The following is a 15,650-nucleotide window of genomic DNA, read 5'->3' as shown; positions in this document are numbered from 1 at the left end:
GCGATCGCGTGACGCGCGGCGCTGTGTTTACCCCGCGACGATTTCGATGTTATACCGATGCCCGATTTCCGCGATCGCCTCGATCTGGGGCGGGAACGGCAGCTTGCCCATCTCAACGTAAAAGCCCGCCGCCGAGCCGGGGCTGTGCATGATCAACACCCGCGACTCCGAGTCGGCCGTGTTGGTAAACGACCGCACCGCGCCGCGCGGAATGTGAATGTAGTCACCTTGCTTGAGTTGGTACGCCTTGCCGTCCACCGTGAACTCGTACGCGCCGTCGAGCACGTACATGCACTCTTCCTCATTGTGGTGAATGTGTGGCGGAGCACCGCTGCCGGGCTTGGTCTGCGACTCGGCGATTGCATACGCGCCGCCGGTGTCGCTGGCGGTCATGATGAACCGCATTGGGTCGCCCATCACTGGATGCGTCTCGCCTTCCGAATGCGCACGATACACCACCGCGGATTGATTAAGCGTCGTCACGGCCAGGGTTCCTTGTAAAGGGGTGCGTGTAGCCAGCCCGGGCCTGGCGTCGGCGAAAGGCGGGAAAACAACCGGCCGACCAGGGCCCGTGCATCTGCCTGCTTAAAGCTTACCGCTCGCAGGCGTGGCAACCAATAGCTCGAAGGCGATGATGAAAATTATTTTTCACTCGCCCGGCAACGCCAGCTCGATCGGCTCGGCGCCAGCGCCCGCCGCGGGCTCGATGCCCAGCAGCCGGGCGACCGTCGGGTGCAGTTGCAGCGAATGCACCTGCTCGATTTCATGCCCGCCTAACGGCAGGGGCCAGCGGTGAAACAGCGCATAGCCGAGCATGTTCGGGTCTTCGCCCGGGTCGTAGCCATGCATGCCCAGCGGCCCGCCGAAGTCGGCTACGTCGGCGGTCACCTCGGCCGGGCGGACGGAAAAGGTGTAGCCCGTGTCGAGCACCATCACCACGTCGCCCGTGCGGGTCGGGTGGTTGTACTGCCAGCGGTCGGGCAGGTCGTCGCGCTGCCAGACGCGGACGAAATCGTGCTCGTCGCCCGCAGCCAGTGCAGCGGCGATGATCGCCCGCCGTTCGCCCTCGTCTTCGAGCTGGTCGAGGTGAATATGCCCGACATTGCCTGTGGTGACGACGGTGATGTCTTCGCGGTCACGGCTGATGCCGACGAGCCGGTAGGGGTGGACGAGCGTGTGCACCGGGCTCATGCCGTGGTCGGTGCTGATGATCAGGTAGAGCGCGTCGCCGTCGTTCGCGGTGGCCTGCCACTGTTTTTCAATGGCGTCGACAAACCAGCTCAGCAGGGCGTCGGTCTCGGCGAAGGCGTCTGCGACTTCCGGCGCGTCGGGGCCGTGGCGGTGGCCGGCGCGGTCCGGGTCGCCGATCCATGTCATCAGCAGGTGCAACGGCTGCTCGTGTTCGTCACCCCGCCACGTTTCGACAAGCTCTTCGAGCCGCTCGCGGTCGCTAAGCCGGCCGTCGAAGCGCTGCTTGTGATGCGCCGTCTGCATGCGCGCGTTTTCCTGCCAGTGCGCCATCGGCCAATCGAGTACTGCCGTGCGTACGCCTTGCCGGGTCGCGGTGAACCAGATCGGCTCCGCCCGCAGCAGGTTGGCAAACGGCGGATAGCGGTACACGCGCTGCCGATCGCTGTCGTAAAACGCGTTGCCCGGCACGCCATGATCGCGCACCTTCACGCCCGTCGCCTGCGAGATATGGCTGGCAAACGTCACCGACGGAAACACGGGCACGAGTTGGCGGGTGTGAGCGCCCGCCGCCATCAGCCGGTCGAGCGTGGGCGTGTCGGCCCGGTCGACGTAGTCCGGCCGAATGCCGTCGATGCTGATCCACACCACCGTCGCACGCGCCCCCTCCGCCGCCATCAGCGCCTTCGTCGGCAGGCCGACGAGCATGCCGAGCAAGCCGACCATCACGACAAGTCGGCAAAACCGCGCGTTCAATGCAATCATGGCAGTCCCATCATATTCACAGCCGGGCCGAAGAAACCGCCATTGTGCGTGCCCAGCAGGTGTTCGGTCAAACGCGAGCCGAGCGACAACGCCGGTGATTCGCCGTAGACCACGCGAAGCGGTAAATTGCTTGGCTATGAGCCAGGTGGCCCCGAACAACGTGAAAGCAGCCAAGGCACTGACGCCCGCGATGCAGCAGTACCAGCGGTTCAAGCAGCAGCACCCGCACTGCGTGTTGTTTTTCCGCATGGGCGACTTTTACGAAATGTTCCACGATGACGCGAAGCTCGCCCACAAAGTGCTCGGCGTCACCCTCACCCAGCGCACCGAAGGCGTGCCCATGGCGGGCGTGCCGTACCACTCGGTCGAAGGCTACCTCCGCCGTATGATCCAGGCTGGCCACCGCGTCGCCGTCTGCGAGCAGGTCGAAGACGCCGCGCAAGCCAAAGCCTCCGGCAGCGTCGTCAAACGCGACGTCACCCGCGTCGTCACCCCCGGCACGATCACCGACGAGTCCCTGCTCGACGAAGGACAGGAAAACCCCCTCGCCGCCGTCGTCTTCCACGGCCCCGCCCGCGCGTCCGCCAAATCCGAAATCCCAAATCCCAAATCCGAAATCGCTTCCATCGCCTGGGCCGAGCTGAGCACCGGCACGTTCCACGTCGCCACGCTCGACGTTGATGAGCTCATCGACGAACTGGCACGCGTCCACCCGCGCGAACTCATCTACTGCGAGACCGCCAACGGCGAGCCGCCCGCACGCGTCCGCCAGCTTGCCGACACGCTCAACTGCTCGCTCACCCCGCGCCCCGCCTGGCAGATGCGACAGGAAGAAGCCGTCGATCAGCTCCGCAAACAGTACGGCGTCGCCCAGCTCACCGGCTTCGGCTTCGAGGAAGACGACCTCGCCCTCGCCCCCGCCGGCGCAATCGTCCACTACCTCCTCGAAACCCAATGCCTCGACGTCAATTCGAACTCGAAACTCGAAACCAGCAACTCGAAACTCTCCCACCTCCAACCCCCGCGCCGCTTCGTCCGCAACGACCACATGGTCATCGACCAGACGTCGTTGCGATCGCTCGAAGTCGAACGCACACTGCGCAGCGGCGAAGTCGCCGGCTCGCTGCTCGCCACACTGCAAGCGGGTAGTAGCTGCGTCACCGCGATGGGCAAACGTCTGCTGCGACACTGGCTCTGCTACCCCCTTCGCGAACGCGAGCCGATCGAGCATCGCCAGCGTGTCGTCGGAGCGCTCGTCGACGACGCCCGCTTTCTTGACGAGTTACGCGACGCGCTCGACGGCGTGCAGGACGTGCAGCGCATCACCGCTCGCCTGGCGGTCAACCGTGCCACGCCGCGCGACCTCGTCGCGCTCGGCCGCAGCGCGGCGCAAATCCGCCAGCTTGAACGCATGCTCGCCGATCGGCCGACCGTCGCCCACTACCACGCGCCTGTCGACTCGCTGGTCGAGCCCCTCGAATCGCTTGCGAACCAGATCACCGAAGCCTGCGTCGAAGAGCCGCCCGGCCACCTGCGCGACGGCGGCCTCATCCGTGATGGCTACGACAGCCAGCTCGACGAGTACCGCAACCTCCAACGCGACAGCCACGACTGGCTCGCCCGTTATCAAAAAGAGCTCATCGACACCACCGACCTGCCCAGCCTCAAGGTCGGCTACAACAAAGTGTTCGGCTACTACATCGAACTGACCCGCGCCAACCGCGACAAAGCACCCGACAACTGGACACGCAAGCAAACCCTCAAAAACGCCGAGCGATTCATCACCCCCGAACTCAAGGAATATGAGCAGAAAGTGCTCAGTGCCGAAAGCCGAGGCGTCTCTCGCGAGCAGGCGCTGTTCGCTGAGCTATGCGAACTCGCCCGGCAACAGACCGTCGGCCTGCACCGCTTCGCCGAGCTGGTCGCCGAGCTCGACGCGCTCGGCTGCTTCGCCCGCCGGGCTGTACGCCATCGCTACGTCAAGCCCACCATTGTCGATGAGCCTGTGCTGCACGTCGACGCCGGCCGACACCCCGTGCTCGATGAGCTGCTCGGCGAACAATTCGTGCCCAACGATGTCGCATTGGGCACGGCAGTTTCGAGTTCAGATGACAGCCCCGCCTCGTCGGAAGAGGCATCCGCCAACTCGAAACTCGAAACTAGAAACTCGAAACCGCAAGCTTCGCTTGCACTGATCACCGGCCCGAACATGGCGGGCAAATCAACCTACATCCGCCAGGCAGCGCTGATCACCTTGCTCGCGCACACCGGCAGCTTCGTGCCCGCCGCCAGCGCGACCGTCGGCCTATGCGATCGCATCTTCACCCGCATCGGCGCGTCTGACGAACTGCACACCGGCCAGTCCACGTTCATGGTCGAGATGACCGAAACCGCCAACATCTGCCACCACGCCACCGACCGCAGCCTCGTCATCCTCGACGAGATCGGCCGCGGCACGTCCACCCTCGACGGCCTCTCGCTCGCATGGGCGCTCGCGGAGCACCTTGCGCAGATCGGCCCGCGATGCCTCTTCGCCACGCATTACCACGAACTCACCGCGCTGGCTGACGAGTACGACAACGTGACGAACCTGAACGTCACCGTCCGCGAATGGCAGGACCAGATCGTCTTCCTCCACCGCATCGCCCCCGGCAAGACCGACCGCAGCTACGGCATCCACGTCGCCAAAATCGCCGGCCTGCCGCAACAGGTCGTCAACCGCGCCAACGAGCTGCTCAGCCAGCTCGCAGTCAACCACGAAAAAGCGCCCACGCCCGCCGCCCGCACCAAAGCCGGCTCGTCAGCGAAGCGCGATCAGTTGCCGCTGTTCACCGAATATGTCGACCACCCAGCCATCGACGCGCTGCGGCAGGTCGACCTCACCCAGCTCACGCCCATGCAGGCGTTCGACATCCTTCGCCAACTGCGCGAGCAGGTTGAAGACGCCCCCGACGCGTGATCGCCATCGTCGCGCAAAAAAACGCCCATGCATCGAGCATGGGCGTTCGTGAGGTATGCAGGTTTGTCGTCGGCTTACGATTCTTACTCTTCGCCCGCGCGTTCGACGAGCCAGTATTCCAGCTCGATCGGCGTCGCTCGGCCGAAGATGGTGACGATAACGCGGACCTTGCCCTGATCGGGCAGAACCTCGTCGATCGTGCCTTCCATGTTCTCGAACGGGCCTTCGCGGATCTTGATGTGGTCGCCCTTGGCGAACTCCATCTTGACCTGTGGCTGCTCCTCGGCGGGCTTGGAGGCCTGGAGCATCTTCTCGATCTCGGGCACGGACATCGGCGAAGGTCGCCCGGCGGTGCCGATGAAATCGCCCACGCCCGTGGTTTCCTTGATCAGGAAAAACACGTCCTGCGGGATGCGGCCGTCGTTCTCCAGCTTCATCTCAACGAAGACGTAGCCGGGGTATAGCTTCTTCTCGATGATCCGCTGCTTGCCGCCCTTGATCGTCTTTTCTTTTTCCGTCGGGACGAGGATGCGGTTGACCAGGTGCTCGTAGCCTTCGATCTTGATCTTGCGCAGCAGGGTCTGGCGGACCGAGTCTTCCTTGTTGGACGCCACGCGGAGCACGAACCAGTTCATGCCGGGCGTGACCATCGGCTCCTCTTCGGGGATCTGGTCCTGCGTCTCGACCTGAGGCTGTTGCGGCTCAGGCTGGTTTTGTTCGGATTGCTGTTCGTCGGCCATGATGGAAGACATTTCTCGGTTTGGAATCGCGGGAGTCATGGGCATCGGGCCGACGGGTCAGCCTTCGAGGATGTCGATCTGGAGGAAGAACCAGCCGAAGACCAGGTTGAACACCCACAGCCAGCCGGCCATCAGCATCGCCCCGCAGATGACGATCCACGTCGAGCCGATCACCTCGCGGCGGGTCGGCCAGTTGACCTTCTTCATCTCCGCTTCCGTGGCGATCATGAAGTCGGCGATACGCGGCTTGTTCAGCAGCCAGTAGAGCAACGCGCCGAAAAAGACGATCATGCCCACGGCCATGCCGCCCTGGTAGTAAATCAAGTTCTCCGAACCGGAGAACCACATCTGAAACTGCGCCCACAACCAGCCGACGCCCGTGAGCACGAGCGTCGCAGCGCCGATCGCGCTCATCACGCGTGTCCAGTAGCCCTGTCCCGGTTTGTAGATCGCCAATGCCATGGTGTGCAAGGTTCCGATTGATACGTCACGTAAAGGGGCATCCCACGGATTCACTCGCCGTCTGGCGACAGCTCGCTACAACCGTGGGCTTTATTGCGGTAACTGCATTCAAGCACGCCAGGGAGGAATCGAACCCCCAACCTTCGGATTTGGAATCCGATGCTCTGCCAATTGAGCTACTGGCGTACGTATCTGGTGATTTGGCGATGTGGTGATTTGGTGAAGTTCAAGACAGAGCCTTACATCACCAAATCGCCAAATCACCACGTCACCAAATCTATCACTTACGCTTAATCTTATGCACCGTATGCTTACGCAAGCTGGGGCTGTACTTCTTCAGTCCGCTCTTGAGTTCCTCCGGCAGGCCACCGCGCACGTTCACCGATGTGCGGTAGTTCAGGTCACCGGTTTCAGAGCACTGAAGCCAGACGTACTCGCGGGCTTCGGTCTTTCGCTTGGCCATGATTGCACCAGAATTCAGGGGATCATGAATCAGGCGTCAGGGGTCAGTACGGCGGATGTCATACATGACACCTGACGCCTGACCCCTGACACCTGCGTTGATTGCACTTACTCGAGGATCTTCGTCACGACGCCAGCGCCAACCGTTCGGCCGCCTTCGCGGACGGCGAAGCGGAGGCCTTCTTCCATGGCGATCGGCTTCTGGCCGAGGTCCACTTCCACCGTGACGTTGTCGCCGGGCATGCACATCTCGGCGCCGCCGAGCAGCTTGCAGGCGCCCGTGACGTCGGTGGTGCGGAAGTAGAACTGCGGGCGGTAGCCGGAGAAGAACGGCGTGTGTCGGCCGCCTTCTTCCTTGGTCAGCACGTAGACTTCACCCTCGAACTTGGTGTGAGGCGTGATCGACTTGGGCTTGGCCAGAACCTGGCCACGCTCGATGTCGTCCTTTTCCACACCACGCAGCAGGGCGCCCACGTTGTCGCCGGCCTGGCCGGAGTCGAGCGTCTTGTTGAACATCTCGACGCCGGTGATGACCGTCTTGCGCGGGGCTTCGTTCAGACCCACGAGCTCGACTTCGTCGCCGACCTTGACCACACCACGCTCGATACGGCCGGTCGCGACGGTGCCGCGGCCCTTGATCGAGAAGATGTCTTCGATCGACATCAGGAACGGCTTGTCGATCTCGCGCTCGGGCTCGGGAATCCACGTGTCCAACGCCGTGAGCAGTTCCTGGATGCACGCGGTCTTTTCCGCGTCGTCCGGGTTGTTCAGCGCGGGGAACGCAGCACCCTTGATGATGGGCGTGTCTTCCTCGAAGTCGTACTTGGTCAGCAGCTCCTGGACTTCCAGTTCGACGAGGTCGAGCAGCTCGGTGTCGTCGACGAGGTCAACCTTGTTCAGGAAGACCACCAGCTTGGGCACGTTGACCTGGCGGGCGAGCAGAACGTGCTCACGCGTCTGGGGCATCGGGCCGTCGGCTGCGGAGACCACCAGAATCGCGCCGTCCATCTGGGCGGCACCGGTGATCATGTTCTTCACATAGTCCGCGTGACCCGGGCAGTCGACGTGAGCATAATGCCGGGCATCCGACTCATACTCAACGTGGCTGGTGGCGATGGTGAGGATCTTCGTCGGGTCGCGACGGCCATCCTTTTCCGACGCCTTGGCCACTTCGTCGTAGGCCTTAAAGGTCGCCAGACCCTTAGCCGCCTGCGTTGCGGTGATCGCCGCGGTCAGGGTGGTTTTGCCATGGTCCACGTGACCGATCGTGCCAACGTTCACGTGGGGCTTTTTACGTTCGAATACACCTTTCGCCATCGTCTACGAACCTCCATCAAGGATGTTGATTTCTAATGTTTGATTTCTGACCTCTGATTGAATGTCGGATCACGGCACCTCGCCGCCATCAGCAATCAGCAAATCACAAACCAGCATTCCTTCGACAAAGCCACCCATGGGACTCGAACCCACGACCTCACCCTTACCAAGGGTGTGCTCTACCAACTGAGCTAGGGTGGCGCCGCTAACTCGTCGGCCATGACCAGACGCTGCAAGCCTCAAGTCCCGGCCCCTGGCAAGTAACTCGCCTTCAAGCCGGGCAATGGTACCGAGTTGGCACCGATTGACAAGGGGCCCGAATCGGCGTCGTCGACCAATTCGCGCCCCTGCAACGTCCGAATCACCCACCACGGCAACAGCGCGCACGCCATTGCCGAGTTACAGAACGAAACATTATCACCGCTGCTATGGCAAGTCAAACAAGCTTCATGTCCGTCGACCACGCTTGAGGCTTCAGGCCTGGGGCTTGTGAGGCCTGGGGCTTGAGGCCTGAGGCCTGGGGCTTGGGGGGGTGTGGCGGAAGGCGGAGCGACTTCAGTCGCTCCGCGTCTCCAGCCCCCACACTCACGTGCACTCGATGTCATCCTCGAAGTCGAACGCCCCCGTCGGGTTCGCTCGGGTGGGCATCTTCTTGATCTGCCAGAGCAGGTTTTCTCGAAAATCGTCGTACAGCTTGCGGATCGCCCCGGCCGGGTCGTCGTCGTGGTCGATGCGCATCTCCCACAATGGGTACGCCTCCGTGTCCATCACGAGTATCGCGGAGGAGAGGTGCCCCTTCGTGTCGCCGCCCGCCGACTCGCCCGCTTCCAACGCCTTCAGCAGCCGTTCGACAAGCTCATCATTTTCGCTCTGCTCGAACGTTTCCACCATCGCGTCGAGCACCTCCGGCCCGGCCAGCCGGTTGCCCTGCACGGTCCAACTCTTGCCGGTGCGGTGGCCCTTCCAGTCCTGGGGCATGTCGCCGGTCCAGGCGGCGGCGTTGCCCTTCGTGTCGACGATGCCGAACTGCCTGCCCGCTCGGCCCGGATCCATGGCGATCAGTTGCTCGAGCGCCTGCTCGGCAGTCATGTCCTTCTCAAGCAACGCCAGTCCGTCGATCGCGAGGTACGGGTTCATAAACGCCTGCGACGCCGCAGCGCCCACGCGCGACTGCGCGTGGCTGACGAGCTTGCCCACGCCGAGCATGGCGGTCATCGCACCGACGCCGACCTGCCCCGTCCGCGGGCAATGTGCACAAATGGAAAATGTCATGGCAGCCTCACCTCCTTTTCGGGGATGATAGGCAGCCTTTCGCCGCGTGGCGTGCAAAAAGTCAGATCGTGGATTGGTCGACCGTCCACATCCATACGCCGGCGAGCACCACCAGCAGGCCGTTGAACCCGCCCAGCAGCAGTAGCAGCGTATAGCCGTCGACCGCGACCAGCAGGGCGATCGCGACCGCGATGATCAGCAGCCCGGTGAGGATGATGTACAGGCCGTAGCGTTGGGTCAGCATGGGTAGACGCGGCAGGGGGGGGAATCGTCGCCGGAATCCGGGCCGACATTGTCACCCTTCGCCCGGCCGAGTGCAATGCGGCCCGTCAGCGGTATAATGGTCGTTTCGGCTCAACCGGCCGACCACTACGCATCGACTGATTTTTGGGAGGAGCCCCATCGTGCCGCAGGCAGGCGAACAAGCCATCAACGCCCCCGCGACCGGCCACGAGCCGACGCAGAACGTCAACGTCGCCGGCACCACGCCGCTGACCGGCCCGCGCGAGCTCGAGCGCCAGTTTCCCGCCGACGCGGTGCATCACCGCACGGTCATCGACGCCCGCCGTGCGATCCAGGCCATCCTCCGCGGCGAAGATCCGCGCCTGCTCGTCGTCGTCGGCCCCTGCTCGATCCACGATGTCTCCGCCGCGATGGAATACGCCCGCAAGCTCGCCGAGCTGCGCGAACGCTTCGCCGATCGGCTGTTCATCGTCATGCGCGTCTACTTCGAAAAGCCCCGCACCACCATCGGCTGGAAGGGCCTGATCAACGACCCGCACCTCGACGACAGCTTCGACCTCGCGCAAGGCCTCAAGCTCGCACGCAAGCTCCTGCTCGACGTCAACGCCCTCAGCCTGCCCACCGGCACGGAAATGCTCGACCCGATCACCCCCCAGTACATCGACGACCTCGTCAGCTGGGCCAGCATCGGCGCCCGCACCACCGAAAGCCAGACCCATCGCCAGATGGCCTCGGGCCTGTCCATGCCCGTCGGCTACAAAAACGCCACCAACGGCTCGCTCCAGGTCGCCCTTGACGCGATGGCCAGCGCACGCAGCCCGCACCACTTCCTCGGCATCGATGAAGACGGCCGATCGTGCATCGTCGCCACCCGCGGCAACGCCTTCGGCCACCTCATCCTCCGAGGCGGCACGGGCAAGCCCAACTACCACCCCGACAACGTCGCCGACGCCGCCACCCGCCTCCGCGAAGCCGGCCTCGAACCCCGCCTCATGATCGACTGCTCACACGCCAACTCCAACAAAAAGCATGAGCAGCAGGAAGTCGTCTGGCAGTCCATCCTCGAACAACGCGCTGCAAGCCGGACTGAAGCTTCGCGGAAGTCCGGATCGCCCATCATCGGCGCCATGCTCGAAAGCAACCTCCACGAAGGCAAGCAGTCCATCCCCGCGGACAAGAGCAAGCTCAAGCACGGCATCTCCATCACCGACGCCTGCATCGGCTGGGCGAAAACCGAAGCCCTGCTCCAGCAAGCCTACGACCGCCTGGGGTAAAACGCCCGCGTCCGCACCCGAGATTCATGTCCAATCCGTATTGGACCCGCGCTTGAGTGGGACCATCAATGCGTTAACGCGTAAATCAGCAGGTTGGCGTTGATCAGCCGGGCGTTGCGAATCTCATTGCCCCCGCAGCAACAGCAGCCGCCGCCGGCGTTGTCGGTGTCGTTCAACCCCACGGGCGAGAAGGCCACCCGCAGCGTGCCGTTGATCGACCTGCCGAGCATCGGCGCGACCGTCGCGGGCATCGCGCGGCGCATCTCCACGCGGTCGATTTCGTAGAGCGTGCGGTAAATCGCATGTTCGCTCGCGATCGGTTGCATCGGCGCATCGCCGAACAATTCGACCATCACCCGCTGAAAGCTCGCGGACCAATCCGCGTTCGAGCACGCAGCCGACGCGAGCACGAACCCGCCTTGCTCAATGTACGAGCCCAGGTTCGCCCGCTCGGCGTCGCTGAGCGTAAACGCCCCCTCGCCCGCGAACACGACGAACGGATAGTCGAACAGCTCATCGCTCGCCAGCGCCACTTCGTCGAACGTCCGCTGCACCGGCAGCTCGGCTTCGCGGGCCACCAGGTCGAGAAAACCGGTCGCGAAACACTCAGCCGACTGCCCGTCGCCGTAGCTCAACAGCGCGACCCGTACCTCGCCTTCAACCGTCGGCTCGGCAATGACGGCATCCGTCACACCGCCGATGACACACATCGCCACCACCAGCATCGCCCACGCCCGCAGGCGCAGGCGAGAGCGCAAGTCAGAGGGCAGGTTCACAAGCCCGGCCGTCGTTCGATATCGACAACTCATCGCGAACGCTCCTCGTTCAATGCCCGGAAATATCGCTCCACCAGCGAGCGGTAAGCTCGCGGCGCCTGCTCGGTCATCGCTCGCATCGCCGCCTGCTCGTCGTCGGCCGAGTCGATGGTTACATCGTACGTCCCTCGCGCCGCCGGGTCTGCCCACACTGTCGCCGGCTCGGCATCACCATCCATCTGCAACGTGCCCTCGGCCCGCTCGCTCAACCCCTGCCCATGCGCCGCCAGCGCAGCGCGATCCGCTTCCGCCGCCGCCTGTAACTCGGCCAGGCGATCGTCGCCATCCATCACACCGCCCACCGCCACCTCCGCCAGCGCCGGCTCGCCCAGCCGCTCAGCCAACGCCAGCAACGCGCCCCGCAACGGCTCGTCCACCTCCGCCGCCAGCGCCGCCACCGCCTCGGCCAGCGCCGCCGCATCATCGACAAACGTCCCGAGTTGCTCGTCCATCGCATCCCGCATTGCCTGCGACGTCGCCGCATCCAGCCCCCGCGCCGACGCCATCGCCTCCGCCAGATCGCGCAACGCCGACGCTTCATGCATCAACGCACGCAACGCCGCGAGATGCTCCGCCAGCGCCGCCTCGTCCGCCGCCCCATCCTCTGCGGGCTGCTCCGCATCATCATCGCCCGGCCGCGCCTCTTCCGCCGCATCCGCCACCGGCTCACTCGCTTCCGGACGAATCACCATCCAACGCGACCGCGCCGCCCCCGCCTCAACGCGAAACCGCATCGGCTCATCCAACGCGCGAAACGTATGCCGCCATGCGGCCGCCTCATCATCAGCATCACCACCCACCGACCGCATCGCCCACCGCCGCGCTTCGCCCCTCGATCCACCCCCGCCCGCCTCCACAACCGTCGGCGGACCCTCGGGCACAACCCCGCCAACCGTCACCTGCACCTCGACATCCTCCCCCACCCCCGGCCCCCCCGGCCACGTCGGCTCAACCACCACCGTCAACCGCGTCAGGCTGAACGCCGGCACGTCCGCCCACGGCATCGCCACCCGACTCAACCCCACCCCAACCACGCCCGGCTGTATCGCCAGCACCACCACCCACGCCACCGCCACCGCCCACAGCCGCGCCGCCTCACGCCGCATCGCGGACCGATCCACCGCCGCCTCAATGTCCAACTCACTCATCGCCGCCGCACCGCGCTGCACGCCGCGCCGGGCCAGCGCCTGCGTAAACGGGTCACGTTCATGTGACGCATCCGCCGCATCGCCGCTCAACAGCAGGGCGTTGACCAGCCGATCCTGCGACACCGTCGATTGTCGATCGAGTTCACGGGCCAACCGCTGCCGCGTCGCCGCGTTCGGCTCGCTCGGCCGCCGCCACCACGCCGCAGCCACCGCCGTCACGCCGCCCAGCAATCCACCCATCACCGCCAGCCGTGTCAGCCCCATCAGCCCCAACGCCGCGTCCGTCACCAGCACCACCAGCAGCGCCGCCGCCCCCAGCCACGCCAGCCGCACCGCCGCCGCGCGCTGCGACACCACCTGGCGACGCTTCGCAAGCATCGTCAGCGGTTCGCTCACGTCCGCAGCGCCGCCCGCCGCGTCGACTGTCAACAACGTTCGTGACATCCCCCCATCATACGAGCCCGCGCCCACCCCACGCGGCCGCCTACTTGCAACATTCAGCCGCGGTGCTCGCCCCGCGCTCTTCCGCGCACAACAACACCCCAGCAGGCCAAGCCCCGCCCACGCCGACCCCATCATCCAATGTGATTCCCCCGCAACCCCACCATCACCGCACGCGCTGCCAGCTCATCTCGTCCGCATCGCGATCGCTCGCCTCAGCCCAATGAAGCCGCGTCGAAGCAGGGCGGTCCGCGAACGGGGTCGCCACGACCGGCCATGCGACTTCATGCGACGCCGCCGCCTGGTCGCGATGATACGAATAGGTCGGCTCGATCAGCACAATCTCATTGCTCCGCGGGGCCGTGCACCCGACCAGACCCACCAGCGCAAGCACCGGAGCACAAAAACAAATCTTTCTCACAGCCATACGGACGCCCGTGACAGTTACTTCCATGGTCGTTCGCCTCGCTCGTCAATCACACAACACCCACTCCGCGGTCCGACCCACTACAAACGGGTCGACATCCCCCAACATCGGACCAGCGGGGTGCATCAGTCGAAACTGCGACCATCACATCATTATCGGCCCATTTTACTTATTGCCCCGCGCCAGGCGAGCCGCATCTTCAAAAAACCGGCATTACCCGCCACGGCCGCCTTGCCCCATCGCGCCACCTTGCCCAGCCCGCATAATCGCACTGCTTTCACACCGTTTCAGTCCGTATAATAGGCCGGTCCCCTCGCGGACACCGACTTCGCCTTGCCATGCCTCACACCGACTGCCATCCTCTGTTCGCCGCCCTCAGCGGTGCAGGCTCGCTCGACGCCGCAACCGCGCCGCGAACGTCGCCGACGCCGCAACGCCGCGCCGCCGTCCGCCGACCGCAGCGCGAGGCCTTCCGCGTCTGCGTCCTCGGCTCAGGCTCGGGCGGCAACTGCACCGTCGTCCGCTTCGCCGACGCCACCTTGCTCATCGACCTCGGCTTCGGCCCGCGCACCACCGCTCGCCGCCTCGCCCAGCTCGGCCTCTCGCTCGACGACATCGACGCCGTCTGCCTCACCCACCTCGACCAGGATCACTTCCGCCGATCGTGGCCCCGCCACCTCATCGACCGCCGCATCCCCGTCCACCTCCACCACTGGCACCGCCACGACCTGCACCTGCTCCCGCTCGGCCGCGACCTCGAACAGGCGGGCCTCGCCCGCGCCTTCGACGCCGACCCGTTCCAGCCGATCGACCGCCAACCCGCTATCACCGTCCGCACCGCCCGCTGTCAGCACGACCGCCAGGGCACGATCGCCTTCCGCGTCGACGCCCCACACGCCTCGCTCGGCTACGCCACAGACCTCGGCCACATGCCCCCCAGCGTCGTCGACCACCTCGCCGGCGTCGACCTGCTCGCCATCGAATCCAACTACGACGAGCAGATGACCATCCACAGCTCGCGACCCACGTTCGTCAACCGCCGCAACATGTCCGACTCCGGCCACCTCTCCAACGAACAGGCGTACGACGCCGTGCAGCGCATCGCCGCCGCAAGTCCGCATGGCAACCCTCGCCATGTGATCCTGCTGCACCGCTCAAGCCAGTGCAATCATCCAATGAAAGTGCGTCGTGTCTTCGAAAGGTCGCCCGCCCTCGCCCGCAGGGTCGTGCTCACCGAGCAGCGCCGCCGCACGCGCTGGGTCCCCGTACGACCACTGCGATGCGTCCAACGCACCCAATGGCCCCTGGGCTTTAAATGATCTGACCAGTCACCCCACCGCACCGCTCAAAATCTCAAATTCGAAATCCGAAATCCCAAATCCGAAATTTCCCCGTCTCGCCCATCACCGCATCACGTCTCGCTCATCCTCAAAGACCACAGGCTGTCGCTGCGGCGTGCTCGGCCTGCCCGGCAGGTGATACGTCAGCATCAGCGTTCGACGGAGCATCACCGTCTCGCCCGTCACCGGATGCTCGGTACTGGCCGTCTCGCCACTGAGCCCAGCCACGAATATGCGGAACTGATTCACCGGCTCGCGCGGCGCGGGCCAGATCGCCACGCTCTCCCGAGCATAGTCATCGCCCTGGAGCAGTCGGCCGACCACGTCCACCGGGCTTTCCAGCAGCGGATCACGCTCGCGCTCGCGAATCCGATGAAACACCGACGCGGGCACGTTCGCCCCCGTGTCGATGATCTTGCCCGTATCCGTCGCCACCGTGATCTCGGGGATGAACAGCCGATCGTCCCCCGAATGGTTCGTCACCTTATAGCGCATGTACCAGTACCACCGCGGCGTCCCGTCGACACCCTCCACCGAGATCGCCTGCGGCGTCCGATACTCAAACTCCAACGCCCACGACGGACTGACCATCGCCGGCTCCGGATACGCCGCCGCCGGCCCCGCCAGCCCCAGCGTACCGAACACCAACGCAACCACGGCCAGCAGCCCCGAGCCTCGCAATGTCGTCTTATGCACCATGCAGCTCCGTCGTAACCTGAGTTAAAGGAAAGGTATGCCCGCGACGGCAGCCGTCATTGTACGAACCGGGCAGGGGGGGTCAATTCCGAGCGTTTCGA

At 64.7% G+C, this 15,650-nt stretch carries 15 protein-coding genes and 2 tRNA genes; 3 read left to right on the top strand and 14 right to left on the bottom strand.

What is annotated here, in order from left to right; genetic code table 11:
• Nucleotides 1–27 precede the first annotated feature (27 nt).
• Nucleotides 28–483 carry a cupin domain-containing protein gene (locus tag ACERK3_06860; GenBank protein ID MFA9478015.1) on the bottom strand — a complete coding sequence of 152 codons (456 nt, stop codon included), beginning with the start codon at nt 481–483 and terminating at the stop codon, nt 28–30.
• 165 nt (nt 484–648) lie between these two features.
• Nucleotides 649–1,953, bottom strand: coding sequence for an alkaline phosphatase family protein (locus tag ACERK3_06855; protein MFA9478014.1), 1,305 nt, complete (start codon nt 1,951–1,953; stop codon nt 649–651).
• A 136-nt stretch (nt 1,954–2,089) separates the two neighbouring features.
• On the opposite strand from ACERK3_06855, the gene mutS reads away from it, so the two are divergent.
• On the top strand, nt 2,090–4,912 hold the full coding sequence (mutS, locus tag ACERK3_06850) for a DNA mismatch repair protein MutS (GenBank protein MFA9478013.1): 2,823 nt from the start codon (nt 2,090–2,092) through the stop codon (nt 4,910–4,912).
• 83 nt (nt 4,913–4,995) lie between these two features.
• On the opposite strand, the gene nusG is transcribed toward mutS, so the two are convergent.
• From nusG to ACERK3_06810, 8 genes are all read right to left on the bottom strand, one after another.
• Nucleotides 4,996–5,652, bottom strand: a complete 657-nt coding sequence (gene nusG / locus ACERK3_06845; protein MFA9478012.1) for a transcription termination/antitermination protein NusG — start codon at nt 5,650–5,652, stop codon at nt 4,996–4,998.
• A 57-nt stretch (nt 5,653–5,709) separates the two neighbouring features.
• Nucleotides 5,710–6,114, bottom strand: coding sequence for a preprotein translocase subunit SecE (gene secE, locus ACERK3_06840; protein ID MFA9478011.1), 405 nt, complete (start codon nt 6,112–6,114; stop codon nt 5,710–5,712).
• Nucleotides 6,115–6,227: 113 nt separating this feature from the next.
• Nucleotides 6,228–6,300 (bottom strand) — tRNA-Trp (locus ACERK3_06835).
• Nucleotides 6,301–6,394: 94 nt separating this feature from the next.
• The gene (gene rpmG / locus ACERK3_06830) at nt 6,395–6,577 is read right to left on the bottom strand and encodes a 50S ribosomal protein L33 (protein MFA9478010.1); all 183 of its coding nucleotides are present in this window, start codon (nt 6,575–6,577) and stop codon (nt 6,395–6,397) included.
• A 107-nt stretch (nt 6,578–6,684) separates the two neighbouring features.
• Entirely contained in the window at nt 6,685–7,893 is a 1,209-nt protein-coding gene (gene tuf / locus ACERK3_06825; GenBank protein ID MFA9478009.1) for an elongation factor Tu, read from the bottom strand.
• A gap of 128 nt (nt 7,894–8,021) precedes the next feature.
• Nucleotides 8,022–8,094, bottom strand: a tRNA-Thr gene (locus ACERK3_06820).
• Nucleotides 8,095–8,478: 384 nt separating this feature from the next.
• The gene (locus ACERK3_06815; GenBank protein ID MFA9478008.1) at nt 8,479–9,165 is read right to left on the bottom strand and encodes a DUF1028 domain-containing protein; all 687 of its coding nucleotides are present in this window, start codon (nt 9,163–9,165) and stop codon (nt 8,479–8,481) included.
• Between the two features lie 61 nt (nt 9,166–9,226).
• Nucleotides 9,227–9,409, bottom strand: coding sequence for a hypothetical protein (locus tag ACERK3_06810; protein ID MFA9478007.1), 183 nt, complete (start codon nt 9,407–9,409; stop codon nt 9,227–9,229).
• A gap of 160 nt (nt 9,410–9,569) precedes the next feature.
• Between ACERK3_06810 and ACERK3_06805 the strand changes: the two genes are divergently transcribed.
• The gene (locus tag ACERK3_06805; protein ID MFA9478006.1) at nt 9,570–10,682 is read left to right on the top strand and encodes a 3-deoxy-7-phosphoheptulonate synthase; all 1,113 of its coding nucleotides are present in this window, start codon (nt 9,570–9,572) and stop codon (nt 10,680–10,682) included.
• A gap of 65 nt (nt 10,683–10,747) precedes the next feature.
• Here ACERK3_06805 and ACERK3_06800 read toward each other — a convergent pair whose 3' ends face one another.
• The 3 genes from ACERK3_06800 to ACERK3_06790 all read right to left on the bottom strand — a co-directional run bounded on the left by ACERK3_06800 (nt 10,748) and on the right by ACERK3_06790 (nt 13,540).
• On the bottom strand, nt 10,748–11,491 hold the full coding sequence (locus ACERK3_06800; protein ID MFA9478005.1) for a DUF4159 domain-containing protein: 744 nt from the start codon (nt 11,489–11,491) through the stop codon (nt 10,748–10,750).
• A complete protein-coding gene (locus ACERK3_06795; GenBank protein ID MFA9478004.1) occupies nt 11,488–13,089 on the bottom strand; it encodes a hypothetical protein in 1,602 nt (533 codons plus the stop codon). The genes ACERK3_06800 and ACERK3_06795 overlap by 4 nt, the downstream gene beginning before the upstream one ends.
• Before the next feature lie 163 nt (nt 13,090–13,252).
• Nucleotides 13,253–13,540 (bottom strand): hypothetical protein, encoded by a 288-nt coding sequence (locus ACERK3_06790; GenBank protein MFA9478003.1) that lies wholly within the window; start codon nt 13,538–13,540, stop codon nt 13,253–13,255.
• Nucleotides 13,541–13,851: 311 nt separating this feature from the next.
• Here ACERK3_06790 and ACERK3_06785 point away from each other — a divergent pair, with 311 nt between their 5' ends.
• The gene (locus tag ACERK3_06785) at nt 13,852–14,832 is read left to right on the top strand and encodes an MBL fold metallo-hydrolase (GenBank protein MFA9478002.1); all 981 of its coding nucleotides are present in this window, start codon (nt 13,852–13,854) and stop codon (nt 14,830–14,832) included.
• A gap of 84 nt (nt 14,833–14,916) precedes the next feature.
• Here the strand turns inward: ACERK3_06785 and ACERK3_06780 are convergent, their stop codons facing one another.
• Entirely contained in the window at nt 14,917–15,552 is a 636-nt protein-coding gene (locus ACERK3_06780; protein MFA9478001.1) for a hypothetical protein, read from the bottom strand.
• Nucleotides 15,553–15,650: the final 98 nt, after the last annotated feature.

The sequence above is a fragment of the Phycisphaerales bacterium AB-hyl4 genome, from assembly GCA_041821185.1.
GTDB classification, from domain to species: domain Bacteria; phylum Planctomycetota; class Phycisphaerae; order Phycisphaerales; family Phycisphaeraceae; genus Natronomicrosphaera; species Natronomicrosphaera hydrolytica.
This window is presented reverse-complemented; position numbering and strand designations above follow the sequence as displayed.

Coding starts and splice junctions, on each gene's coding strand:
- ACERK3_06855 (MFA9478014.1), bottom strand. CDS start 1,953: ATGATTGCATTGAACGCGCGGTTTTGCCGACTTGTCGTGATGGTCGGC.
- mutS (MFA9478013.1), top strand. CDS start 2,090: ATGAGCCAGGTGGCCCCGAACAACGTGAAAGCAGCCAAGGCACTGACG.
- nusG (MFA9478012.1), bottom strand. CDS start 5,652: ATGGCCGACGAACAGCAATCCGAACAAAACCAGCCTGAGCCGCAACAG.
- secE (MFA9478011.1), bottom strand. CDS start 6,114: ATGGCATTGGCGATCTACAAACCGGGACAGGGCTACTGGACACGCGTG.
- rpmG (MFA9478010.1), bottom strand. CDS start 6,577: ATGGCCAAGCGAAAGACCGAAGCCCGCGAGTACGTCTGGCTTCAGTGC.
- tuf (MFA9478009.1), bottom strand. CDS start 7,893: ATGGCGAAAGGTGTATTCGAACGTAAAAAGCCCCACGTGAACGTTGGC.
- ACERK3_06815 (MFA9478008.1), bottom strand. CDS start 9,165: ATGACATTTTCCATTTGTGCACATTGCCCGCGGACGGGGCAGGTCGGC.
- ACERK3_06810 (MFA9478007.1), bottom strand. CDS start 9,409: ATGCTGACCCAACGCTACGGCCTGTACATCATCCTCACCGGGCTGCTG.
- ACERK3_06800 (MFA9478005.1), bottom strand. CDS start 11,491: ATGAGTTGTCGATATCGAACGACGGCCGGGCTTGTGAACCTGCCCTCT.
- ACERK3_06795 (MFA9478004.1), bottom strand. CDS start 13,089: ATGTCACGAACGTTGTTGACAGTCGACGCGGCGGGCGGCGCTGCGGAC.
- ACERK3_06790 (MFA9478003.1), bottom strand. CDS start 13,540: ATGGAAGTAACTGTCACGGGCGTCCGTATGGCTGTGAGAAAGATTTGT.
- ACERK3_06785 (MFA9478002.1), top strand. CDS start 13,852: ATGCCTCACACCGACTGCCATCCTCTGTTCGCCGCCCTCAGCGGTGCA.
- ACERK3_06780 (MFA9478001.1), bottom strand. CDS start 15,552: ATGGTGCATAAGACGACATTGCGAGGCTCGGGGCTGCTGGCCGTGGTT.